Annotated in this window: 21 protein-coding genes and 1 pseudogene; 13 read left to right on the top strand and 9 right to left on the bottom strand. The window is 45.2% G+C overall.

The window, feature by feature from the left end; translation table 11 throughout:
- The first annotated feature begins 48 nt into the window (after nt 1-48).
- The gene (locus OSC7112_RS12845; RefSeq protein ID WP_223300825.1) at nt 49-1,914 is read left to right on the top strand and encodes an ABC transporter ATP-binding protein; all 1,866 of its coding nucleotides are present in this window, start codon (nt 49-51) and stop codon (nt 1,912-1,914) included.
- 475 nt (nt 1,915-2,389) lie between these two features.
- Entirely contained in the window at nt 2,390-2,986 is a 597-nt protein-coding gene (locus OSC7112_RS12840) for a Uma2 family endonuclease (protein ID WP_015176293.1), read from the top strand.
- 213 nt (nt 2,987-3,199) lie between these two features.
- Here OSC7112_RS12840 and OSC7112_RS12835 read toward each other — a convergent pair whose 3' ends face one another.
- Complete coding sequence (locus OSC7112_RS12835; RefSeq protein ID WP_015176292.1) at nt 3,200-3,622, bottom strand: hypothetical protein; 423 nt, start codon at nt 3,620-3,622, stop codon at nt 3,200-3,202.
- Nucleotides 3,623-3,915: 293 nt separating this feature from the next.
- On the opposite strand from OSC7112_RS12835, the gene gnd reads away from it, so the two are divergent.
- Nucleotides 3,916-5,370, top strand: coding sequence for a decarboxylating NADP(+)-dependent phosphogluconate dehydrogenase (gnd, locus tag OSC7112_RS12830; protein ID WP_015176291.1), 1,455 nt, complete (start codon nt 3,916-3,918; stop codon nt 5,368-5,370).
- 182 nt (nt 5,371-5,552) lie between these two features.
- Here the strand turns inward: gnd and OSC7112_RS12825 are convergent, their stop codons facing one another.
- Nucleotides 5,553-5,711, bottom strand: a complete 159-nt coding sequence (locus tag OSC7112_RS12825) for a hypothetical protein (protein ID WP_223300824.1) — start codon at nt 5,709-5,711, stop codon at nt 5,553-5,555.
- A 244-nt stretch (nt 5,712-5,955) separates the two neighbouring features.
- Here OSC7112_RS12825 and OSC7112_RS12820 point away from each other — a divergent pair, with 244 nt between their 5' ends.
- Complete coding sequence (locus OSC7112_RS12820; RefSeq protein WP_015176290.1) at nt 5,956-6,435, top strand: restriction endonuclease; 480 nt, start codon at nt 5,956-5,958, stop codon at nt 6,433-6,435.
- 72 nt (nt 6,436-6,507) lie between these two features.
- Nucleotides 6,508-6,921 carry an alternative ribosome rescue aminoacyl-tRNA hydrolase ArfB gene (gene arfB / locus OSC7112_RS12815; RefSeq protein ID WP_015176289.1) on the top strand — a complete coding sequence of 138 codons (414 nt, stop codon included), beginning with the start codon at nt 6,508-6,510 and terminating at the stop codon, nt 6,919-6,921.
- A gap of 38 nt (nt 6,922-6,959) precedes the next feature.
- On the opposite strand, the gene OSC7112_RS12810 is transcribed toward arfB, so the two are convergent.
- Complete coding sequence (locus OSC7112_RS12810; protein ID WP_015176288.1) at nt 6,960-7,229, bottom strand: helix-turn-helix transcriptional regulator; 270 nt, start codon at nt 7,227-7,229, stop codon at nt 6,960-6,962.
- Between the two features lie 314 nt (nt 7,230-7,543).
- Entirely contained in the window at nt 7,544-8,134 is a 591-nt protein-coding gene (locus OSC7112_RS39705) for a helix-turn-helix transcriptional regulator (RefSeq protein ID WP_015176287.1), read from the bottom strand.
- A 367-nt stretch (nt 8,135-8,501) separates the two neighbouring features.
- Here OSC7112_RS39705 and OSC7112_RS12795 point away from each other — a divergent pair, with 367 nt between their 5' ends.
- Nucleotides 8,502-9,500 carry a hypothetical protein gene (locus OSC7112_RS12795; RefSeq protein WP_015176285.1) on the top strand — a complete coding sequence of 333 codons (999 nt, stop codon included), beginning with the start codon at nt 8,502-8,504 and terminating at the stop codon, nt 9,498-9,500.
- Between the two features lie 7 nt (nt 9,501-9,507).
- Nucleotides 9,508-9,669 (top strand): hypothetical protein, encoded by a 162-nt coding sequence (locus OSC7112_RS12790; RefSeq protein ID WP_223300823.1) that lies wholly within the window; start codon nt 9,508-9,510, stop codon nt 9,667-9,669.
- 650 nt (nt 9,670-10,319) lie between these two features.
- On the opposite strand, the gene OSC7112_RS12785 is transcribed toward OSC7112_RS12790, so the two are convergent.
- The 3 genes and pseudogenes from OSC7112_RS12785 to OSC7112_RS12775 all read right to left on the bottom strand — a co-directional run bounded on the left by OSC7112_RS12785 (nt 10,320) and on the right by OSC7112_RS12775 (nt 16,259).
- Nucleotides 10,320-13,868, bottom strand: a complete 3,549-nt coding sequence (locus OSC7112_RS12785; protein WP_015176283.1) for a hybrid sensor histidine kinase/response regulator — start codon at nt 13,866-13,868, stop codon at nt 10,320-10,322.
- A gap of 549 nt (nt 13,869-14,417) precedes the next feature.
- Nucleotides 14,418-14,655 (bottom strand): annotated as a pseudogene (locus OSC7112_RS38135) (IS4-like element ISAva3 family transposase); the annotation flags it as partial.
- Nucleotides 14,656-15,146: 491 nt separating this feature from the next.
- Nucleotides 15,147-16,259, bottom strand: coding sequence for an IS630 family transposase (locus OSC7112_RS12775; protein WP_015176282.1), 1,113 nt, complete (start codon nt 16,257-16,259; stop codon nt 15,147-15,149).
- Nucleotides 16,260-16,647: 388 nt separating this feature from the next.
- On the opposite strand from OSC7112_RS12775, the gene OSC7112_RS12770 reads away from it, so the two are divergent.
- The 5 genes from OSC7112_RS12770 (at nt 16,648) to OSC7112_RS12755 (ending at nt 20,367) form a co-directional block, all read left to right on the top strand.
- A complete protein-coding gene (locus tag OSC7112_RS12770; RefSeq protein WP_015176281.1) occupies nt 16,648-17,130 on the top strand; it encodes an Hsp20/alpha crystallin family protein in 483 nt (160 codons plus the stop codon).
- A 296-nt stretch (nt 17,131-17,426) separates the two neighbouring features.
- Complete coding sequence (locus OSC7112_RS39700) at nt 17,427-17,657, top strand: hypothetical protein (RefSeq protein WP_041622511.1); 231 nt, start codon at nt 17,427-17,429, stop codon at nt 17,655-17,657.
- A gap of 416 nt (nt 17,658-18,073) precedes the next feature.
- On the top strand, nt 18,074-18,664 hold the full coding sequence (locus tag OSC7112_RS12760) for a class I SAM-dependent methyltransferase (protein ID WP_015176280.1): 591 nt from the start codon (nt 18,074-18,076) through the stop codon (nt 18,662-18,664).
- Nucleotides 18,665-18,825: 161 nt separating this feature from the next.
- Nucleotides 18,826-18,948, top strand: coding sequence for a hypothetical protein (locus tag OSC7112_RS41750; RefSeq protein WP_263053606.1), 123 nt, complete (start codon nt 18,826-18,828; stop codon nt 18,946-18,948).
- 627 nt (nt 18,949-19,575) lie between these two features.
- Nucleotides 19,576-20,367, top strand: coding sequence for an endonuclease/exonuclease/phosphatase family protein (locus OSC7112_RS12755; protein ID WP_041623081.1), 792 nt, complete (start codon nt 19,576-19,578; stop codon nt 20,365-20,367).
- A 567-nt stretch (nt 20,368-20,934) separates the two neighbouring features.
- On the opposite strand, the gene OSC7112_RS12750 is transcribed toward OSC7112_RS12755, so the two are convergent.
- Complete coding sequence (locus tag OSC7112_RS12750) at nt 20,935-21,513, bottom strand: hypothetical protein (RefSeq protein WP_015176278.1); 579 nt, start codon at nt 21,511-21,513, stop codon at nt 20,935-20,937.
- Nucleotides 21,514-21,786: 273 nt separating this feature from the next.
- Nucleotides 21,787-22,197: a hypothetical protein gene (locus tag OSC7112_RS39695; protein ID WP_041622510.1), complete on the bottom strand. Its 411-nt coding sequence runs from the start codon at nt 22,195-22,197 to the stop codon at nt 21,787-21,789.
- Nucleotides 22,198-22,242: 45 nt separating this feature from the next.
- Between OSC7112_RS39695 and OSC7112_RS39690 the strand changes: the two genes are divergently transcribed.
- A complete protein-coding gene (locus OSC7112_RS39690) occupies nt 22,243-22,413 on the top strand; it encodes a hypothetical protein (protein WP_190274392.1) in 171 nt (56 codons plus the stop codon).
- Nucleotides 22,414-22,548 lie beyond the last annotated feature (135 nt).

Genomic DNA, 22,548 nt, shown 5'->3' with positions numbered 1-22,548 from the left:
ACAATATACCGTCCGGGGATGAGTAGACCCGACACATACCCACAAACTATGCAAGCCATCCAAATTACCACATTCCAAGCTTTGTGGCGCAGCCTCGGCCTGATAATCAAAGCCGCACCAATAGAACTCCGCCATTTAATAATACTCAACATCATCGCCGGTGCTGCCCCCTCTGCCGTGCTATTTTTAGATAAATTAATCATTGATGAAGTATCTCGGTTGCTGTCGCAAACCCAAACAGCACAGCCCTTTGCTTTGATGCTTTCCCGGCCAATATTGCTGTGGAGTATTGCCGGAGTCTTAAGTCTTAGGTTAGTCGGCGATGCCCTAGACACAATGAGCTCTTTTGCAGCGACATCTTTGCGCGATCGCGTTCAAGGCTTTGTCGAAGGAAAAGTCCTGGAAAAAGTCGCAAATTTCGACGATATTGCCCTCTTTGAAAACCCGGAACTATTAAATATAGTAGAACTAGCAAAAACCGGAGTATTGAAGATACAGCAACTAGCTTTTACCATCAGCATGACCATCACGGGAATTTTTATATTTATTCCATCGATAGGCCTTGCTGCTGCGATAGCTTGGTGGGTGCCAGTGGTGATGTTGATTTCATCCTGTCCCTCAATTTACATCCAAAGAAAATATAGCAAAATTATCTGGAGAGTTCAAAGAAAGCAAGCTAAAATCAGCCGCGAGATGAACTTATCCGCTAGAGTCTTGACGGGCGAAGAATATGCTAAAGAATTGCGTTTGTTTGGGTTGCAAGAACTTTGGCTCAAACGCTGGCAGGGTCAGTTTTTGCAGTTTTTTAGCGAGATGCAGCAAATCCGAAAAAAAGGAGCAATTGTTTTACTTTTGTGGTCAGTGTTTAGTAGAATCGGAGTAGCTTTGCCATTTGTTTATGTGGTAATGGGAGCTTTGGGTGGTCGCTATACTTTGGGAGATTTGGCGCTTTATTCGGGTTTAATTGTTCAGGTGGAGCAAAGTTTGCAATTACTTATAGGCAATTATGCTAATTTGTACGATATTTCCTTGGGCGTTAGTCCGATTTTTCAACTTTTGGAACTCAAGCCAGAATTGCAGTCTCCGCTTGTGGATGTAGCATCTCGCCTCCCTAGTTTACCAGAAGACGGGCAAGATTCCCGCCCAACAAAAGATAAAATTGGGATCGAGATTAAGCATCTATCTTTCTGCTATCCCGGTAGCAATAAAAGCACGATCGCAGATATCAACTTAACCATTAATCCGGGTGAAATGCTAGTGCTTGTCGGTGAAAATGGCGCGGGTAAAACCACCCTTGGCAAACTCCTCGGCCGCCTGTACGACCCGACAAGCGGTACGATCGACTGGAACGGCAAAGATTTGCGATCGTACCCTCTAGCATACGTGCGATCGCGCATCGCCGTCGTCATGCAAGATTACGCCCGTTTCCCCTCCACAGTCCGCGAAAACGTCGGTTTCGGCGACTTGCTTTCCCTGTCGGATGACACCGCAATTAATGAAGCTATTTCCGAAGCAGGAATTAGCGCAAAAGTCAATAGTCTTGCCGCAGGTTTAGAGACACCGTTGGGGAAACAATTAGAAGACGGCATAGACTTATCGGGGGGACAGTGGCAAAGAATTGCGATCGCCCGCGCCTTAATGCGGCTTTCTACAGCAGAAGTGCTCATTTTTGACGAACCAACCGCCGCCCTAGACCCCAAGACAGAACACGAAATTTACAGCATCTTCCGCCAAATAGCCGCCGGCAAAACAACCATAGTCATCAGTCACAGATTGGGATTAGCAAAAATAGCCGATCGCATCGCCGTGATGGAAAACGGTAAAATAGCAGAAATAGGAACTCACGACGAATTGATAGCATCAAACGGAATTTACTGCTCAATGTTCACCCGTCAAGCTAGCAGCTATATTTAGAGTTAAACAAACAGTCCGCCAGGGGTTTTAACCCCTGTCGAGAAAGCGAAATTCGGTTGAAACCGACTGGGGAGATATTGCAATGCTTGTTCAAAAATGTGTCTTTCAGTCCTCTTTGAGAGGACTTTAGCTATGAGACGGGGGTTTTCAACCCCCGGCGGACTTGTGGGTTAGCGTGGGGAATTTGGCGCGGGTGATTGTGATAAATTATCGCGGATTTGCGATCTAATTTCTCTCGTTAGGTGGCGAGAAACCCAGTTTCGGCGACAATGTTCAGTTGAGTACGAGAAATATCGGAAGAAACCCGGTTCCTGGGATTAGCTGCGTGGCGAGAAACCGGGTTTCTGCGACAATTTTCGGCCTCGCACGAGAAATATCGGAAGAAACCCGGTTTCTGAGCGTGCGATCTTTTTGAGAAAATTGTCAGAAAGTGCGAGCTATAATAAAACCAACCTAGTTGGCGATAATATCAACGATGGAAACTATAACTCTCAACCTACCTGCAGCCGTCGCTTTAACCGACGAACAATTTTATCAATTGTCCATCGCTAATGAAGAGTGGCGATTAGAACAAACCCCCGAAGGAGAACTAATTATTATGCCTCCAACAGGCGGCGAAAGCGGCATCAGAAATTCCGATTTGACTACAGACCTAAATTTGTGGAATCGTCAGACTCGATTGGGAAAAGTCTTTGACTCTTCCACTGTCTTTCAACTACCCAACGGTGCGAAGCGTTCCCCTGATGCTGCTTGGGTACTCCTAGAACGTTGGGAAGCATTATCCGCAGAAGATAAGCGCAAATTTCCTCCCCTGTGCCCGGACTTTGTAATAGAATTGCGCTCGCAAAGTGATTCCCTAGAAACATTGCGCGCTAAAATGCGGTATTATCGAACTAACGGCTGTCGCTTAGGTTGGCTAATTGACCCCCAAACGCCTTTAGTAGAAATCTATCGCTTGTCTGAAGATGTAGCAGAAGTGATTAATTTCTCTTTTGACCAACCGCCTACACTTTCGGGTGAAGATGTACTTCCCGGATTTCTTCTAGATCTTACACCTATTCTCAATCCTTGAATCTCGATCCATTTTCTTTAGTTGGCTGCCGAAAAACCGGGTTTCTGCGACAATTTTTGGTTGAGTACGAGAGATATAGGAAGAAACCCGGTTTTTGGGATTCACTGCGTGGCGAGAAACCGGATTTCGGCGACAATTTTTGGTTGAGTACGAGAGATATAGGAAGAAACCCGGTTTTTGGGATTCTTGTGCCTCCAAAAAGTCGATCGCAAATTATCTCCCCGTCAGCGTATCCGCATAAGGATCGGGCAAAGCTTGCTGCACCTCCAAAAGCGGCAAAGGATCTCCAGTCAACGGTTGACTAATCAAATTTTTTTTTAGCCCATCCCCCTTGCGATCGCGCTCTTGCAAAAGCGATAATTCCTCTTGATAAACCGCAAGAATCCGCGCCAAACTCGCCGCCAAATCATCCCAATTCTCATCTCCTCCCAACTTCTCAGAAATTCCCTCAAATAACTCTCCTGCTTGCCTTTTTTGAACATAAGCTTTCAAAAGCTTTCCCGACTTTTGCAAAACGGCCTGATAAATATCCCCATCAGACCACCACAGCCCCTGTTGACTCAGCAGCCAAGTCAAAATATACTCGCGAGCGTGTTGCTCTTTCACCCAAGCCGCGAGATACTGCAAATCTTCCATAGTTACAACAGTCTCCTCAATTTTCCTCAAAATGTCCGCTGGTTTGTATCTACCGTTACTGCGATCGACATAATACCTGCCTTATCATCACCTGCCCGCGTCATTAATATCCCTTAAATCTTAAAAAAACCCTACTGATTTACCAAACAGCAATTCTGAGAATATAAAAATAAACCTAAACCTCCTAGGTCTATTGTCCAATACTTTTAGTCCACCGGAAAGCGGTACACCCCGCCTCGCTTTCCTCTCTCGCAAACCTATCATCAAGCGGGAAAAACCAGCGGGTTATTAGCATGACAAAGCAAAATTTTGGTTTAATCGGTCTAGCAGTGATGGGCGAGAACCTCGCCCTCAACGTCGAAAGCAGAGGCTTCTCCGTGGCTGTGTACAACCGCACAGCAGCCAAAACCGACGACTTCATGGCCCTGCGCGCCCCCGGCAAGAACATTGTAGGCACCAAGACTCTGACAGAATTCGTCGATGCCTTAGAAACCCCGCGCCGAATCTTAGTCATGGTGCAAGCTGGGAAACCCGTAGATGCAGTCATCGACCAGCTCAAACCCATGCTGTCACCGGGCGACATGATTATTGACGGCGGCAACTCGCTATACGACGACACCGAACGCCGCACCAAAGATTTAGAATCGATCGGACTGGGATTTGTCGGCATGGGCATCAGCGGCGGCGAAGAAGGCGCGCTGAATGGTGCTAGCTTGATGCCCGGTGGCACCCGCACTGCTTACGGCCTACTAGAGCCAATTCTCACCAAAATTGCGGCTCAAGTAGATGACGGCCCCTGCGTCACATTCATCGGCCCCGGTGGCGCCGGTCACTACGTGAAGATGGTTCACAACGGCATTGAGTACGGGGATATGCAGCTCATTGCTGAAGCCTACGATTTGCTCAAAAACGTTGGTGGATTGAACGGCAAGCAGTTGCAGGAAGTTTTTGCCGAATGGAATACCACTGACGAACTCAACTCGTTTTTGATTGAAATTACGGCCAACATTTTCAAGTACATCGACCCGGAAACTAAGCAACCCTTAGTTGAGGTAATTATGGACGCAGCCGGTCAGAAAGGCACCGGCCGCTGGACTGTTATGAGTGCTTTGGAATTGGGCGTGAGCATTCCCACAATTATTGCTGCTGTGAATGCGAGAATCATGTCTTCTTACAAAGACGAGCGCGTTAAAGCTTCCCAAGCACTGACGGGGCCTAGCGGCAAGTACGAAGGCGATACTAAAGAGTTTGTGAACAAAGTCCGGGATGCGCTTTACTGCTCGAAGATTTGCTCCTACGCGCAAGGTATGGCACTTTTGAGCGCCGCCTCGAAGTCGTACAACTATGACTTGAGTTTGAGCGAAATCTCCCGAATTTGGAAGGGTGGCTGTATCATTCGGGCTGGATTTTTGGACAAGATTAAAAAAGCTTTCAAGGACGATCCCGCGTTACCGAATTTGCTGTTAGCGCCGGAGTTCAAACAGAGCATTCTCGATCGCCAATCGGCTTGGCGGGACGTTTTAGCTACTGCTTGCCAACTGGGGATTGCAGTGCCAGCATTTAGCGCCTCGCTGGACTATTTCGACAGCTACCGGCGCGAAAGATTGCCGCAAAACCTCACGCAAGCTCAGCGTGATTATTTTGGGGCTCACACCTACGAACGCACCGACAAACCGCGCGGCGAATTCTTCCACTCTGAGTGGACGCACGCTGCTGAAGAGTCGCTGCAAACCGGTACTACCGACTAATTAATTTTTGTAGGGTGCGTTTCGGCGCACCTTACTAATTTTGGATTTTGAACCGCTTCATCCGTGGGATCGCCTCTAAAATCTAAAATCTAAAATTTAAAATCTCAAATTTATTGACGTTTGTTTTTGAGATAGGTTTTAATATATTCGTCGTTAAAGAGCGATCGGGCTATGGTCAGTGCTTATTGTCTTTCTTCGTCTGTCATGTAATCATCGTCTTTTAAACCTGATGCCGGCTGTCGAGGATCGCCGCCTGGTTCGAGGAATCGCTGACGTGCGATCGCCATTAATTCTCCCAATCTGCGGTCTGGCTCTCGAATGATATCATGCGGTTTCGTCATAGTCTTCTACCTCGTCTAGTCGAGCGGGTGTAGTTTAGCCTGTTGGCTATTGCATCACCCATTGCTGACAGCATTTTCAGTTATCATTGATTTTTTCCTTGCACCTATTATCAATTCTCAGAAATTCATGGTTTTCTTAGATAATCAGTAATTAAAATCACAATGTGCTTGTGAGATGGGTAGATAACTATATTGAGTAAATCTGGTACGCTAGTAAATACTTCTTTAAACTAAATATAATCTTATGTTAGATTTTATATTAGTAGCCGCTATCGTTTTCGCTGCGGTAAATATGATTTGGGAATGGGTAGATACATGGAAAGAAGAAGAGCCAAGAAAATGTTTATCAGACAGTGGCATTCTGGAAGTGGATGAAATGACTGGCAAAGAGTTTGAAAACTTTCTAGCTTTCCATTTTATCAACTGTGGTTATATTGTTAATTTAACTAAAGACAGTCAAGATTATGGAGCCGATATAATTTTGTACAAAGATGGGTCAAAAACGGTGGTTCAAGCAAAAAGAACCAAAAGACCAGTTGGTATTAAAGCCGTTCAAGAAGTAGCAGGAGCGGTCAGATATTACAAAGGAAATAAAGCCATAGTAATCACCAACAACAGATTTACAAAAAATGCTTACAACCTTGCTGATTCTAACCAAGTAGAGTTATGGGATAGAAAAAGACTCATGGAATTCATCCTGATAGCTAAGAATTGTAGTAAATAACTGATCTGTCAAAGTAAGTTATATATAAAAGATGCACTGCTTTCCCGGTATCTTTAATCTCACTGATGAATCATGCTGCAAATTTCTAATACTGTGTTCCTGGACGATCGCGAAATCGAGATTAGTGCGATTCGCTCTCAAGGCGCGGGGGGACAAAATGTAAATAAGGTGGCGAGTGCGATTCACTTGCGCTTTGATATCCCAGCTTCTTCATTGCCCGATCGCTACAAGCAGCGTTTGTTGCAAATCAACGACCAGCGCATCACTTCCGAAGGTGTGATTGTCATCAAAGCCCAGGAACACCGCAGCCAGGAACAAAACCGGGAGGAGGCTTTGAGACGGCTGCAAGAACTGATTAAAAGTGCGATCGTCATACCGAAAAGGCGCAAACCCAGCAAAGCAACTCGTAGTTCCCAGCGCAAGCGTCTCGACAGCAAAACCAAGCGAGGGCAGATTAAAGCTCTGAGAGCGAAAATTACGGATTGAGGGATGAAAAGTCGATCGGGCTTTTGAGTTTTTAGTTGTCAGTCGGGATTTGGTGGGCCTAAGTCGTTTGGTAAATCGTTAAGCGTTTTTCCCAAAGCTTTGCAAAGGGCTTTCATTTGAGCAATGGTCAGTTCTGGTTGGTCTAGTCCTCGCTCCCAGTTACTGATTGCTTGTTGGCTTAGGGTTTTTGCGCCCGTTTTGTCGGGAATTTGTTTTGCTAAAGCTGCTTGCGATAAACCCACAGCCTCCCGCAAGATTTGCAGTGCTGGTATATCTTTGGACTCTTGAGTTTGTTTCTTTCGGGGCATATCACGGGAAATTTACAAGCAAACTTGTTGACAACCCGGAGGTTTACAAGTATCCTTGTTAAAGATAGAGACAACACAAAGGCGACTGCTTTAGCCTGACGGTGGAAACGCTTTGGTTTAGCAAGCTGCCCTATTTGTAGTTTCTACCCATTATGCCTGCATACCCAAGCGTATTTTCCGGGCTTGGGTGCATGACTCAAGCCTTTTTTTCTCAATACCGAAAAGGTGGTGCCATGTAAAAGGTCGATCGACCTCACAGGAGTGCCCAGCTCAAAATTGTATCAAATGTCAACACCATGATTTAGCTGTGCTTGTTAGTTGTCGTTCGGCGAGGGCGATCGACTTGGTAAGTCATCGGGAATTTTGGTTACGTCTAATCCTAAAACCTCAAACATAGTTTTTAGAGAAACCTGGTACAGGTTAGCCAGTGCAGCTAGGTTTTCAACAGTTGGCATGGACTTTCCTGATTCCCAGTCAGCTTGCATCCGCTCAGAAACGCCGATATGTTGTTTGACTTGAGGGCGGGTTAGGCCAGCTTGTTCTCTGAGAAGCCTTAATGGAGACTTTTCCTTTTCTTCTGAATTTTCTGCGACACTACATGAAGCTTGTTTCACTATTCCTCGCTTCTTGACCTCCCCAGAAAGATGAAGTACACTTAATGCTGGTAGGTCATCGGGAATGTTGGCTACGTCTAATCCCATACATCTAGCAAGTGTTTTTAGAGGTACGCCTAGCTCGCGCGCCAGAGCAATGACGCGATCGAAGCGAGGAATGGATTCTCCTCGTTCCCAATCGCCAATAATGCGAATTCCTACCCCCATTCGACGACTAAGTTCAGGTTGGGTCAAATTTGCACTTTCTCTAAGGTTTTTCAAGGTTATGGTTTCTCGATCTTTAGCTTCCATCAATTGTAGCAGTTAGTTGCTAGCAAAATAGTGCTTGACAAAAATGGAATCTGGCACTATTCTGCTAGTAGATAGGCAAAACAAAGGCAACCGGGCGAGCCTCCAAGGTCAAAATGCAGGTTTGAAGAACTGCCTTATTTGTAGCGTCTATCAATTGTGCTTGCATACCCAAGCGTATTTTCCGGGGTTGGGCGCATACCTCAAGCCCCTTTTTTCTCAACGCCGAGGAGGTGATGCCATTTAAAAGGTCGATCGACCCCACAAGAGTGCCCAACTCAAGATTGTATCAAAGATCCAGACCAAAACTTCTACTTTGCGATCGCACAACTTCCGTGGTATCGTGCCCTTTCTCGAACCATTCCAGATCATGTCCACATCAATTGACAACTTCTACCTAGGCGATGTCGCCTCCAACTTTCACTTTGCAGGCCCGCTGCTAGACTTTGAAGAAGAAATCCAGAATCAATCTCCCTTTCACGATTTAGACTACCTAACAGGCGAAATTAAAAGGGGATTCCTAGACTACGTGCGTCAAGGAATCATGCTGGACGCGATCCGAAAACTGCGATTGTACAAAGGCAAGTTCAAAACTTTTAAAACTTACTGCGAACAAGCATTAGGTCGGCAGTATTTTTACTGCACGCAAATTATCAAAGCTGCGAGTATTTGCCTGCGCTTAATTAAAGCCGGATTTGAGATTTTGCCTAGCTGCGTTGCTCAAGTTGTCCCTTTGTTCAAACACGCAATTACCGACCAATACGGCGACTGTCGTTTACAGGAAAAGTGGCAAGAAGTTGTCGATGTCATACCAAAAGAAAGGATTACCGCAGTAACGATTGCCGAAACAGTTGACAACAATCCCAACCTCCGGCTCAAACAAATTCGCATTAAAACCGACACCTACGCCCTTTTAACGAAAAAAGCAGCCGCAGCCGGACTGTCAATTTCGGAATTTTTGGCCAGGTTGGTTGGCGAATACAATCCCCGAAATTTAGAGCAGCCAGCGGAACATACTCCCGAACAAGAGGAGATTTTAGACCAATTAGACGCGGAGTTTAAGAAGCCCGTAGCCGAAAAGAGTCCTACTGCGCCTAAAGACAAAGTTAAGTCTAAAGGTTTTGGAGTCAAAGTTGAGCCTAAAGGTGGTAAAAGGGAAGTAAAGGCGAAAAGTTCGGAAGGGGAAGTAAAGGCGAAAAGTTCGGAAGGCGAAATTAAGTTGAAAAATCGGCAAACTGAAATCAAAGCCGAGAAACTGTCGAATTCATTTAAAGAGAAAAATCATGAAGTCATCTGCCCAAAATCCAATCATGCGTCAACTGAAATTAATGGAGGTTCAACTGAACGAAATTCAGTGCCACCTTATTAAAGCCACTGTGTTGAATTGGTGGCAAATAGTTTTGCCTGACGGTCAGAAAATTGCGATCGAGTACGCGGGCGGCGGACACTGGATTTTTCGGGCTAACGGGCTTGAGAAATCTCATCCAGAAGTGCGGCTAGCGGTGTTAAGGGCGATCGCCCAAGGCTGTCGCAGGTAAGTTACGGTTAAGGGCACGGCGCGGTGCCGTGTCCCTACTGGGCGAGGGGATTTGAGATGATTTGGGGATGCAGGGGGCGATCGACATTGGTTAAAATTGCGATCGGAATTTCCCAACGGTGGGGCAAAGTTAAAATTTCCCGCGTTGTGGGCCCAGGGCTGGTGTCAACGATATATTATGGGGTTTGGGGAGCAATGCCTTAGCGCAAAGCCTATTCATACATCTAAGCCAAGCAGCATTAGGCTACCCCTCAATTCGTGACATTTTCTTCCCAGACTCTACTCAAAAGACATCTCCAATAATCAATTTGAAATCCTTGTACCGAGGTAGCTGAATCTTAATTTCCACTCTGTCTAATACTCTGCCTTATATTAATACTCTGCCTTATATTAATACTCTGCCTTATATTAAATCCGCGCTTCATCGTCGGGCGTAAAATCGAGTCAATAATCAACACTCAACCATCATATCAAATCTGTTAGCATCGGAATTATTCCTATCTCTATTCTCGACCTCTGCGTAAATGGGCGTCAATCTCTTGTCCGGGGCGGTGAATAAATTATCTTTTTTTGACCGCAGATACAGGCAGATAAACACAGATTAACGCAGATGAATTATATCAATCACGGATGGTGCAACCGGAATTGATCTTACTCGATTTGAGGAAGCAATAGCTCAATTGTCTCCACTAACGTTTCAGGCTCGACAGGCTTGGGAAGATGCCTTTGAAATCCCGCTGCTAGTGCTTGCTGTTGATTTGTCTCGCCTGCATACGCTGTCAGGGCGATCGCGGGAATCTCTCCTCCCTCCTGTGTGGATAGTTGTCTGACTTGACGGATCAACATATAGCCATCCATTTGTGGCATTCCAATATCAGCAATCAAAACATCTGGCTTAATTTTAGTGAGTTGTTGTAGCGCATCTGTTGCTGAAGATACAGAGAACACGGTGGCTCCCGCTTGCTCCAAGATACATTGAACTAATTCTAAATTGTCTATTTCGTCATCGACGGTCAGGATACATAATCTAGCCAAGGGTGAAGTGCGAGCATTGACTGATAGATTGTCCTTGCGATCGCTGTTTGCATCATTGCTCCTGGCTAGTAAGGGAAGTGTGACCGTAAATCTTGCTCCCTGTCCTTCCCCAAAACTTTCGGCTTTGACAGTTCCACCATGTAGCTCAACGACGTGATGCACGATCGCTAATCCCAGCCCTAACCCACCAAATGTTCTCGTAATACTGCTATCGGCTTGTCGAAATGTGTCAAAGACATAGGGAATAAATTCTCGCTTAATCCCTTTCCCTGTATCCCTGACTTGAATTTGAGCATAGGAATCAATCGTTTTTAGCTCAACTTCAACTCGACCTCCAGTTGGAGTGAACTTAATGGCATTGGTGAGCAAATTCCAGACAACCTGTTGCAATCGGGTAGCATCTCCTAACACATCGCCCACATTGGGTTCTACCTGAGTTTCAATTTGAATGTTTTTCGCTTCGGCCGCTAAACTAACTGTTTCGATCGCAGCTTTCAGAGTTGTTTTCAAATTAATAGGAGTAGAGTCCAAACTCAGCTTGCCTTGCAGAATGCGAGAAATATCCAGCAAATCCTCAATCAGTTGAACTTGCAACTTGGTATTGCGTTCAATTGTTTCGAGAGCTACCGCCGTCTTGCTGGAATCTAGGTTTCCCCTTCGCAGCAGCCGAGTCCAACCCAGAATCGGATTCAACGGAGTTCGCAATTCGTGGGACAAGACAGCTAAGAACTCATCTTTAATTCGGTTAGCTGCTTCGGATTGTGCCCGTGCTTGCGATTCTGACTCGTAGAGCCGTGCTCGGTCGATCGACTGCGCCGACTGCTGTGCCAGTGCCAAAACGAAAGCCCGATCGCTCTCGGAAAGCTGGGGAACGGTTGAAAAACTCAGCGACAGTCCACCCACGGCTTGTCCTTCAATCAACAAGGGTACCGAAATCCAGGCTTTTGAACCAACCTTGGCATAAGCTTGGGCTAAATCAGGATAACGGGCAATTCGGTTTTCGATAGTTTCTAGCCAAGCAGGTTGCCCAGTTCGCACGGCTTCTGCCAGAGGATAGGGTGCATGAATCGAAAAACTGCGCGGAAATTCTCCTACGTGCTCGTACCCGATCGCTTGAATAATCTCCAGTTCGCTTGCATCCTGGTTTAATACCGCAACCAAACCACAACTTGCTCCCAGTGCAGACATTCCCTGTTCAATAATGACCTGAGCCACTTGAGCCGAGGTTAGCGATTCAGACAAAGCCGTCATCACCGCCAGCAGTCGAGCCGTCCGGTTAGCAGCGAGTTCGGCGGCTAATTTCGCTTGTTGTGTTTCATTATAAAGACGAGCATTATCAATGGCGATCGCTGCTCGCTGAGCCAAATCTTCAGCCAGGGCAATGTCTTCCAGGCGATAGCGGCGATCGGATTCAGTAAACACAAAGGTAATGCTACCCAACACGCGCCCGCGTGCCTGTAGCGGTGCAATGATGCAGGACTTTAACCCAACTCCACGTATGATTTCCAGGTATTCAGCATTTGACACTGCAGCAACTAACTGTTCATCTGTAATCTCAATCCCAATTTCAATCTGTCCTGTTTGTATGACTTTAGCAATGCCATACCCATCATCGAGATGTCTGGGAAAGCGTTGAGCCAACTCCCAGCCAAACTTCACTTTTTCGGGATCGCAATGAGCAACTGCAACCCGATCGATTGTGCGATCGTCATTCACTAGATCTACACTGCACCAATCTGCAAAATAAGGAACGGCCAGCTTTGCAACGCTTTGGAGAGTTTGTTCGTACTCTAGCGAAGAGGAAAGGACAGCACTCACTTGGGCTAAAAATGCTGATTGTTGTTGAGAATTCTCTGCTACAGCACGGGCTGCCTGTTCTTGAACAAGCTGTACTCGTTCGTCTTCGGTTTGCTTGCGTTCAGTAATGTCGCTGAAAGCAGCAATAATATTGATAATTTGTCCCTCTGCGTCAAACAAAGGGGAAGCATTGATCGAGAGAATCGTGCGAGTTCCATCGGCATGGCTAATGGCCTGTTCAATACCATAAACAGGCTCACCTGTTTGCATCACCCGCGCAAACGGCAGTTCCTCTTCTGGGAAAGGATGACCCTCCACGGTTGTAATGAACCAGGATGGAGCGTTATAGCCTCGCTCCACAATGTCGCTGGGAATCAATCTTAAAATCCTCTCTGCTGCCTTATTTGCTGCAATAATCTCCCCGGTAGAATCTAGAATGGTGATGCCATCAGGAATAGTTTGGAAGATGCTCGATAATTGCGCTTCACCCTCACGCAGAGCAGTTTCTACCTGCTTGGGTTTTGTAATGTCGTGCATCACGACAACTGCACCCTGTTTTTCGCCGTTGGCGGCAATAATTGCCTGTCCAGTTGCTAACAGCATTCGCGCAGTTCCCTGCTGCGGAACAATCATCATTTCCAGATCGCGAACGTTGTGTCCTTGCAATGCCTGAAACAGGGGAATATCCTCTGTATTCATGGGTGTTTTGCCGTCGGGCAAATACAAGTTATAATACTGCGCCCATTGAGTCGGTGGAACTGGCTGCTGAGGTAATCCATGAAAATCTTTAGCGGCTTGGTTAAATACCGTCAATATGCCATCGGCATCGCAAGCGACAATGCCAGCTTGAACGTTGTTTAAAATTGCCTTCAAAAAGTCCTGTTCTTTCTGAAGAGTGGCTTTCACCTCCTGGCACTTGGCTATTTCGGCTTTCAATTGTCGATCGAGTATAGATGTTTCAGTCGTGTCTTGAAAGTAAATAAGTAAGCCATCTTCACTCTTGATGAGGCGAATTCTCAACCACTTGTTGAGTGAGGGGTAGTGTTCTTCAAACTCGATCGCCGTTGGCGTTGCGATCGCTTGATGACAATACTTATATAGCTCCGAGGTAAGATCGATCGAAAATATAGTCCATATATTTTTGCCGATTAGGTGTTGCCGCTTCCTGTTTAAAAGCTGCTCTGCTTTATGGTTGGCATAGGTGCAGTGCCACTCTGAATTAATAGAAATAAAAGCCTCAGCCATGCGATCGACTATCACCGCAAATCGTCGTGCTTCGAGTGCTTGGCAGTCCGTACATAGCTCTTGAGGAAAATTTACAGTAAGCTCTTCTCGATCGTTCAAGGAGTGTGTACCTTCTACATTCATTGCGGTTAGTCCTGCCTATTTACCTATTATGCCAGTTATTGTTAGGGAATCAAGATATAATCTGCCCAAAACCTAAGTCATTCAGTGTTTAAGCACACGGGCGATCGCCAATCATGGGACAGCACCGCTAAAAATTCGTCTTGAATCCGGTTAGTGGCTTCTGCTTGGAACCGTGCAAGGCGATCGCATTCTCACAGTGGTTCTCTTTCTTGTTCTGTTTGCTTGCGCTTTGTTCGCGGATGGGGATGGTGCCGACGAGAATCGGGCTAGCCTTTCTTTAACACCTAACTCATGCAAACTACGCAACTCCTCAGCAACAGCCCCGACAAAACGTGGCGACTGTACTAAATCTCTAGCCTAGACATATTCTGTCATTCCTAATTGATAATGCCAAATCTACCAGTTTGGTTGTAGAAACAACAAAACCCGCTTTGTCGGCGTCTTGTAGGTATGGACACAGAAATGGTGAATTTTGATACAAAACTTTACATATCTCGATATAGTAAGACTAACCAGGTAAAATTTTTAACAAAATATGAGTTACTCAAATCAATGAACACAACTAATTTTCTGACACATACAAGAAGAGAAGATAGCGAATATTATCTAATAGTTTATTACCCCACTGCGCCGAAATAGATATCAGTTGTAAAATTAGATAAGCAATTAAACTAGCATAAAGTTGTATGGTAATACCATTCACACTTTGGCTAATCAATCTCTCAATTTTTAGGTGCATCTTTAAAATTTTCCAGAACAATTATACTCCCCATTTTAAGCAATATACAGCGGTTCTCAAGCGTGGTGAAGTATGCCCACTCCAGCCCACGGAGGCCTAGAGTACCTCAGCTTTCCCTCGAAACGCTATATATCGCTTTTCTCTGTCACTATTATCTTTAACAATTCTTGCTCTTTACCTTTAAGCTTCGAGCGGCGAGCTCCTCAAGAGAGTTCTGGCAGCTATCTCCCCCGTCTCTCGATACCGACGCAAAAAGCACGTATCAACGATAAACTCACTTTAAATCGTTTTGCTAACTATCTTTGTGTGCCTTCTTTGTTTTGCCGCGCACTTAGTATCTTCTGTTGTAAGTCAAGAGAATATGCTGCTATCTCTAAATAATCTCCTTTTTTTACATCTTTAATGTTTATCATCTTTGTAGCGGGTTCGATCTCAAATTGCTGTAAGAGCGGGATGATGCGAGATCCCTCATACAACGAGCGATGGCTATGGGAAAGCAGCGAATGCCTGCAGGAGTACGTCCTTAAGCTGTTGCACATTTAAACTGTGATACAAGCATTGCCCTTATTTTTGATTTTGCGATTCCATTTAATTATTAATTGCCCTTCATTTAAGAGGCGGTGCAATAAATACTCTAGCTCTTCAATAGATGTAAAAAGTCGATTGGCAATATATTCTTTTGCCGAATGCCATACTAATTCAATTAAGTTATAGTCTGGGCTGTATTCGGGGAGGAATTCTAAATGAAGATTAGGCATTTCTGTTTCAATTATTTGCAGGTACTCTTCTTTCTTATGAAAACTAGCATTATCCAGAACAATCACTATTTTCGCTCCTTTTTTAGCAAATTCTGAGGCTTGATGACCTGCTGATACCCATTCATTAATTAGCTCTTCATAAAATAGTTTTAGCACTTGATAAAAATTATATGAATTGCCTTTTTTGAGGAATTCTACCCACCTTTTTTTATCCGAATTCCTCACTCCTCCCATTACATTAACTCTGCCTTTTCTTCGGTCTCCTCTGACCTTTTTTCGGCTTCCTTTTTTACACCAGTTCTTTCTTCGGGTGACTCTTAAACTAAATCCACTCTCGTCCCAAAACCATACCTGTAATCGTTCTGGGGATTCTTTTTCTGTTTTTAAATATTCGGCTATCTTTATTTTAAACGCTGTTCTTTTTTCGGGATTTCTCTTTGATTCCAAACTATACTTTGCCCAGATGTAAACATACTTTTTTTGCTTTAATATCCTCCGAACTTGTCCTCCACTTAATTTTATCCCTGTGGATTCCTCTAAGTATGTTGCTAATCTCTGCGCTGTCCATCGTCCAAAATCATATCCTAGTTCTTGAGGGTCTTTCTCTATAGTTTCTAATAATATCTCTATATATTGATCGGTGGCTTTTTTGTGATTTCCCTTCATCCTTTCATCTATTAGACTTTCTAGATTGTCGGGGTCTCCCTTCATACACCAATAAGATACTTTATTTATTGAACAACCCAAAAATTCAGCGATTTTAGATTGTGTTTTTCCGTCATTTAGCAATAATAAAATCAGAATCCTTTCTCTAATATTGGCTTTTTCTTCCTCTTTTAAGGCTTTCTGTAGTTGATCTATTTGTTTGGAATTGAGATGGTTTTTGGCTGGCATTTTTGTAGATATTGACTAAACTTAATTTTTATTATACCCTATTTAAAGGTACAACAGCTTACCCTAACTACACATCACCCGCACCGTACTTTTGGTACGGTTAACACCGCCGATCCTTCCCCCGACGCTTACGCCGTGCTCTTTTCGCTCGGCTGGCTCATCATAGGGTTGACACAGCATTTTCGGTTTCTAGGAATAGTTTGTACGGTTTTCTTCCCTGCCAATTACTGCTGATTCTTTCACGTGCATTATGGCAAATACGACCAACAGAGTGGGGTTTTCCTGACTGTTCCTCCCAGTTATAAAGCGGCATCATAATAAATGTAAGCAACGAGCTTCAACCCAAACTTTCGTTCTAAAGTCTTACCAATCTTTGAGGTGACAGATTATGTTGATGCGCTATTGGCAACCCTTCACAGAAATTGAAACGCTCCGCCAGCAACTCGATAAAGTTTTTGACCAACGGGCAGCAACGAGAGATAACTCAGAAGCAGCTTGGATGCCAGCTTTGGAATTGGTTGATGCTGGGGACAACTTCGTATTAAAAGCGCAACTGCCTGGAATTGACCCCAAAGACATTGACGTTCAAGTCACTCGCGAAGCAATTTCTATCTCTGGCGAACGCCGCTGCGAAAACACAGACGAAAAATCTGGCTACGTCCGCTCTGAATTCCGCTACGGCAAATTCCACCGGGTGCTTTCCTTGCCGGCACACATTCAAAACGACTCCGTGCAAGCTGAATGCAAACATGGCATTCTAACGCTAACACTGCCCAAAGTGACTGAAGCTCGCAATAAAGTCGTCAAGATTAATTTGGCCGAAATTGCTGGAGCTTCAACGAATCCGGCCCTGGAACAGGCTAACCAATAACGATCGGCTGTGCTTAATGGAGTGAGGCAAATTTCTCCAAATTGAGCCTGATTGGATTTACTTAACAACAACGGAACTGGAAAAGTTGATACCGGGAGCTACCATTGCTCTCGGTATTCTTTATTTGGGAAAGCCGAGCGAAAAACCACCTACAACTGTCCTGAATCCGCAGTGAATTTAGTAATGCTTACAAGGCAGGCTTCCAGTAAATGCAGTCGATGTGCACTTCGCCAGCAGAATACCCAATCTAGCGTCCCGGCATTGAAATCCCTCAGTCTTCCGTTCCACCCACTTCTGTGGCAAGTAAAAACGCTGGGATGTCTATTGCGATGGTTGAGACTGGAGGCGCTCTCGGTGATGAAAGAGACCGTCACACCTATGAAAAGGTAGGCTTTGAGCTATTCCCAGTCGCCAGATACTTCAAGAAGCTCGGTAGTGCAGATGTTAAGTCTCAAGGTTTACTTTGTTCGATAGCTAGTCAATCGCGATCGCCCAATCGAGTCATGTTTGGTTTCACTCTACCCTGATTTACAAGTAAGGACGTGACAAGCTCAACCCAACTTACAGCGGCGAGGGGCGATCGCACTCGTTCCTGCTCTGCGAAGGCTCCGCCTCAAGCAAGCGGTAAAGCTGCATCGGAGCGGTAGATTGCGACATTAGGTTAATGTTGGATAAGACCGATATAGAGGATATTATCAGCAAAAGTGACGAATAACACCCAAGACTTCCAGGATTAACTATCAGAAGCGATGGATAACACCCAAGAACCCGGACTTAACCTGCTTTCGTTTCTGTTTAATTCCTTAAAACTCGGATGTTGTCCAACAGATCTGATGGATAATCCACCCCCCGGTAAGGGTATTATCCAGCATATCTGCGGTTGAATACACAGTTATATTTTTTTGGCATCAAATGTGCCAGCAGCAACAATTGGAGAAAACAGATGTGGGATGAAAGATACAGCGCCCAAGAGTACGTATATGGCACAAACCCGAACGAGTTTTTGGCAGCAAACTTCAGCAGTATTCCAAAAGGTAAAGTTCTGAGCTTGGCCGAAGGAGAAGGGCGGAATGCCGTTTTCCTTGCTAAACAGGGTTACTCTGTAACCGCTGTAGATGCCTCTATAGTTGGTTTGAATAAGGCCAGAAAGTTAGCCGAGGAGAACGGGGTGGTTGTTGAGTTTATTCATGCTAATCTAGCAGATTATGATTTAGGCGAGAATCAATGGGACGGAATTGTATCTATATTTTGTCCGTTGCCCTCTTCAACAAGAAAACAACTTCATAAAAAAGTTGAAGCAGGCTTAAAGCCAAACGGTGTGTTTCTGCTTGAGGCTTATACACCCGATCAGTTGAAGCATGGTACTGGCGGCGGCAATTCAGTAGATTCGATGCAATCTAAAGAATCTTTAAGCCTTGAGTTAGCTGGCTTAAAGTTTATGCATCTAATTGAGCTTGAGCGTGATGTAGTAGAAGGTATTTATCACACTGGCATTGGCGCAGTAGTTCAGGCGATAGCATCAAAAGAAATATAACATTCTGGTGCAGCGGATTGCCTGAAGCCGATACGGTGAGATGCTCCAGAGCTCAACAACCGCTGACCAGAACTGTTAGCTATCTTTGCCCGAAGGTGTTGCACTCTCTGTCTACAGCCATTTGATGTTGTCCGATGAAGGCTAATCATTGGAGGTTTTAATTGGAACTTCTTCTAGAGATTGCAGGTACGACTAATGCTTGGAGAGTGAAGTGTGACTGCGAGATTCGCAGTTTGCAATCTAATGCAAGCGATCGCATTCTATCCTTCAGCTTGCTCCTGTAGAGAGAGGAAAGTTTTAGAACTGCCTGCTAAAACACGATCGGGTCATGCGCGAGGTTGAAGCATTTGAATTTTTTCAGTTTGCAGATACAAAAGTCAAATGCCGCAGTTCGGCACAACTTCATAAAACAGCGGATGGTTGTGTGTCGTGTGTCTTGTGCCTAACCCAGAGCGGTGTAGTATAAGCTGTTCTACATTTAAATTGTCTGTTAAAAACAATTCCCGGTCTTGTGGGGTGGGCCTATGAACCCGCCCTGAATCTACAATTTAAATGCGCGACAGCTTATACTGTCTTATTTCAAGACAAAGCTTCCGAAGATTTGTCTGTGAATTCTGCTAACTTGCTTCTGAGCAATCATCTCCCTCAACCCACACTTTAAAGATTACGAGCAAACAGAAAAACAAACCTTGGGATGAAAAATGGGAAATAGTTAAACCGATTGGTGGCGGCGGACAAGGGGATACTTTTCTTGTCAAACCTAAAAATTATACGAATTTGTCTCAGACTTTTGTATTAAAAAAACTCAAAAATCACAATAGTTCGGACAGTTTTTATATGGCCCAATGGCTTAGGCTCGCTTGACTTCGCAGCCCCTGCGGATCGTTAAATCAATCAAGGAGAAAAACTCTGTGGTCAAAGTCATCACGATCAACATACTGTGTGAAAGGGAATCGTGGACGCAGCGACGGGAACTTTTGGTAGAGGGTTTGGCAGCACAACAGGCAGATTTAATCGGTCTGCAAGAGGTTATGCTTCCAGAAGACAACAGCGCTTGGTTGGCACAGCAACTGAATATGCCTTACGTGCAGCTAGTACCCTACAAAGGCCCAGACAATTACGGCGCGGCAATTCTCAGCCGTTATCCATTCATCCAACAAGAAACCCTTGACTTGGGAAGTCAGGGACGGGTAGCACAATACGTGCAAGTTGAAGTGGACGGTCAGCAACTTGTATTTTGTAATGGGCATTATTACTGGTATCCAGGTCCCCATCCCGAACGGGTCAAACAGGTGCAGTTGCTTAAAGACTGGCTAGGTAAATTACCGCCCGCTCTGCCAATCGTAGCTTTAGGGGATTTTAACGGGATGCCGCAGACACCAGCGATCGCACTGATGCGCGAACGATTTACCTCAGCTTACGCCGCATACCACGGTCGCGAGCCAGAGTATACCTGTCCCACCCCCTTAAAAAAACAGCGCAGTTGGCAGTACAAGCTAGTCAAATACATATTCAACTCCTGGCTTAACCGCACTTTGCGACCTTGGCACGGTACCCTCGACTACATATTTATCAACCAGCACCTGCGCGTACGCGATTGCCAGCTCATTCTGACTTCCCCTGCTCCCAATGACCGCAACCTGTACCCCTCCGACCATTTTGGCATTGCTGCTGAACTTGAAATAGTCAGAGAATTATCTTGAGTAATTGAAACCCACATTTCGCAGGTCTTAAGATTGATTTTGAGAGGCTTGAAATAGACTGGATTCAGCTAAGGTTTTCCGAGGGGCACGGCATCACTAACGAAGTTTCACGAAATGATTTTTTTCCTAAGTTTACAGGATATGCAACAGGAAACGAACTCGTTTTGTTGGCAGAGGAAAAAGGAGAGCCAGTTGAACTATTAAGAACTCCTTTAAACGGCGAGCCTGACTTTACTGCTTTGGGCGAACGTCTCAGGCTTTTCTATCTTGAAGGAGCAAGCAAAATAATCAAAGCTTGAACGACCAAACACTGCCAGAGCGATCGCTCCAAACAAGAGTGCTGAACTCACGTCTCTGGCAACTCCTGTAAAATCTATTCTACGGTTTCCTTCAACGGAGGCAAATTATTCTGCACGAGCGAGATCCTTCGATTGGTACTCAATCGCCTCCGTTTTCTGCATCCATGCAGTCTACAAAAGCACAACTTATTATGGGCTAGTATCGAGAGGTTTTTTAAGTTTCAGCTTAACATTGGTTCCTTTTTTAAGGACAACTTCACCACCAGGACTAGACAAGACATAAGCCGCTGTTGCTGCACCCCCAGCTAAAGCACCATGCTTGAATTTCGCTTGATTGCCCAGGAAATGACCGGCCGCTGCTCCAGCTAAAATAATGCCAGCATTCTGAACAAACTTGCCTTTGGTTTTTGTTTCTACCTGAGTATTCACGCTCAGTAACATCAATGGGATACGCTGAGCCATCTGCGAGTTGAATATCATCAAAAACTAGATGCAAACTCGCTTTTTTGCCTTTAGCTGCTTTGACGACATCTTCCAGGTGTCCCTGTATCACGGCATCTTTAAGAGTTTTATTGCCTCCTTTGACTCGCAGAGTAAAACCTTCCTTGTCGCGGTTTTTACCCGTGGACAAATCTTGTTGGAGAATGGTATCAAAAGTGGTTCCAGCAGGAACGGCCGCTGGCTGATTTTTAAGCTGGCTGGACGTAGGGCGGCTTTGCTTAGATACAGGATTTGGGCTTTGATTAGTCGGAGCAGAAGTGTTGCCGATCGGCTCGCTTGACTTCTGACAAGCAACTGTGTTAGTCAGTAATACGACACCCAGTAGTAAGGGCATTAACTTTTTCATAGTTGGTTTCTTCGATTCAATAGGCTATCAGAATCAGATTAAGCTAAAATTAGCCAATGTTAACATATAGAAAAATAAAGCTTCCACTCGGAAGCAGAATACATCCAAAGAACGACTCTCGCTACCAAAACTGTCATAAGTAGGTAGGCGCTGTCAAACGCAATTATGTAAACAATTGTCAAGTATCCACATTCCCTAAGCGTGGGTAAGTCAGCCCTGTTTAAATACTGTTACATAGATCGGTTTAATTCCGCCTACCTACTTAACAGTAAATCAGAGAGTCCTGGCAAGCGGATAACGTATTCTGGATGCGGGTAAAGCAGCGGTTTCTTGGCGCTCGGCGGCATTCGCGATCGCCACCAACACCCAGATTTTTGGGAAGCTAAACCCAAACCAAAACCCCACAGATCCTCCATGCTCAAACTCCATGAGTGCGTAGGCTCCATCCGGGGCGGAGCCATCGCTGTCTCCTCGATCGCCCGCAACCCACACCTCATCTGTGCCGTCCATCCCACAGCCCCTAACACTGATACTGGCATTGACTTTCGAGAAAACCCCGACGCTGAACCCGATGAACTGTGGCAACCCGAAGGGCGAAGCTACTACAACGGCGAACTCATCCTGGAACGCCCTGCGGCGGCGGACACCCCTGGCAGCAGCTAGAACTCTTGGATACCCATCCACTGTTTACCGTTGGGTGTCCCCAAGGTGAAATGACTTATCCGCAATATGAAACGCCGCCTGTTCATTGGGATTGTTCGGCTTGCGGATGGATCGATGATTCGGTTTGAGGTGATGGTTCGCAACGATAATTATCAACAACAGGAAAAGACTCGTTCGACACCCCACTTGAAAGTGCAGCCGACTAATCCCCCAACAAACACCCAAAACGCGCATTGAGGCAGCACGGTTAACAATACAATCTGATCGGGGCACAATTGCCAGAAGCGAAACATGAACCCACTTTTGTTGAGTAAATTACTATGTTACAATCACCTCCAATAATAATAAAGTAAGTTTTTAAACCGGCCTTAA

Origin of the sequence: Oscillatoria nigro-viridis PCC 7112 (assembly GCF_000317475.1) — a bacterium.
GTDB lineage: Bacteria > Cyanobacteriota > Cyanobacteriia > Cyanobacteriales > Microcoleaceae > Microcoleus > Microcoleus nigroviridis.
The sequence above is the reverse complement of the archived record's forward strand: the minus strand, read 5'-3'. Positions and strand labels throughout refer to the sequence as shown.

Excerpts from the sequence above, each read along its gene's own strand:
- OSC7112_RS12845 (WP_223300825.1), top strand. The coding sequence starts at position 49 with ATGCAAGCCATCCAAATTACCACATTCCAAGCTTTGTGGCGCAGCCTC.
- OSC7112_RS12840 (WP_015176293.1), top strand. The coding sequence starts at position 2,390 with ATGGAAACTATAACTCTCAACCTACCTGCAGCCGTCGCTTTAACCGAC.
- OSC7112_RS12835 (WP_015176292.1), bottom strand. The coding sequence starts at position 3,622 with ATGGAAGATTTGCAGTATCTCGCGGCTTGGGTGAAAGAGCAACACGCT.
- gnd (WP_015176291.1), top strand. The coding sequence starts at position 3,916 with ATGACAAAGCAAAATTTTGGTTTAATCGGTCTAGCAGTGATGGGCGAG.
- OSC7112_RS12825 (WP_223300824.1), bottom strand. The coding sequence starts at position 5,711 with ATGACGAAACCGCATGATATCATTCGAGAGCCAGACCGCAGATTGGGA.
- OSC7112_RS12820 (WP_015176290.1), top strand. The coding sequence starts at position 5,956 with ATGTTAGATTTTATATTAGTAGCCGCTATCGTTTTCGCTGCGGTAAAT.
- arfB (WP_015176289.1), top strand. The coding sequence starts at position 6,508 with ATGCTGCAAATTTCTAATACTGTGTTCCTGGACGATCGCGAAATCGAG.
- OSC7112_RS12810 (WP_015176288.1), bottom strand. The coding sequence starts at position 7,229 with ATGCCCCGAAAGAAACAAACTCAAGAGTCCAAAGATATACCAGCACTG.
- OSC7112_RS39705 (WP_015176287.1), bottom strand. The coding sequence starts at position 8,134 with ATGGAAGCTAAAGATCGAGAAACCATAACCTTGAAAAACCTTAGAGAA.
- OSC7112_RS12795 (WP_015176285.1), top strand. The coding sequence starts at position 8,502 with ATGTCCACATCAATTGACAACTTCTACCTAGGCGATGTCGCCTCCAAC.
- OSC7112_RS12785 (WP_015176283.1), bottom strand. The coding sequence starts at position 13,868 with ATGAATGTAGAAGGTACACACTCCTTGAACGATCGAGAAGAGCTTACT.
- OSC7112_RS12775 (WP_015176282.1), bottom strand. The coding sequence starts at position 16,259 with ATGCCAGCCAAAAACCATCTCAATTCCAAACAAATAGATCAACTACAG.
- OSC7112_RS12770 (WP_015176281.1), top strand. The coding sequence starts at position 16,648 with ATGTTGATGCGCTATTGGCAACCCTTCACAGAAATTGAAACGCTCCGC.
- OSC7112_RS12760 (WP_015176280.1), top strand. The coding sequence starts at position 18,074 with ATGTGGGATGAAAGATACAGCGCCCAAGAGTACGTATATGGCACAAAC.
- OSC7112_RS12750 (WP_015176278.1), bottom strand. The coding sequence starts at position 21,513 with ATGAAAAAGTTAATGCCCTTACTACTGGGTGTCGTATTACTGACTAAC.
- OSC7112_RS39690 (WP_190274392.1), top strand. The coding sequence starts at position 22,243 with ATGAAACGCCGCCTGTTCATTGGGATTGTTCGGCTTGCGGATGGATCG.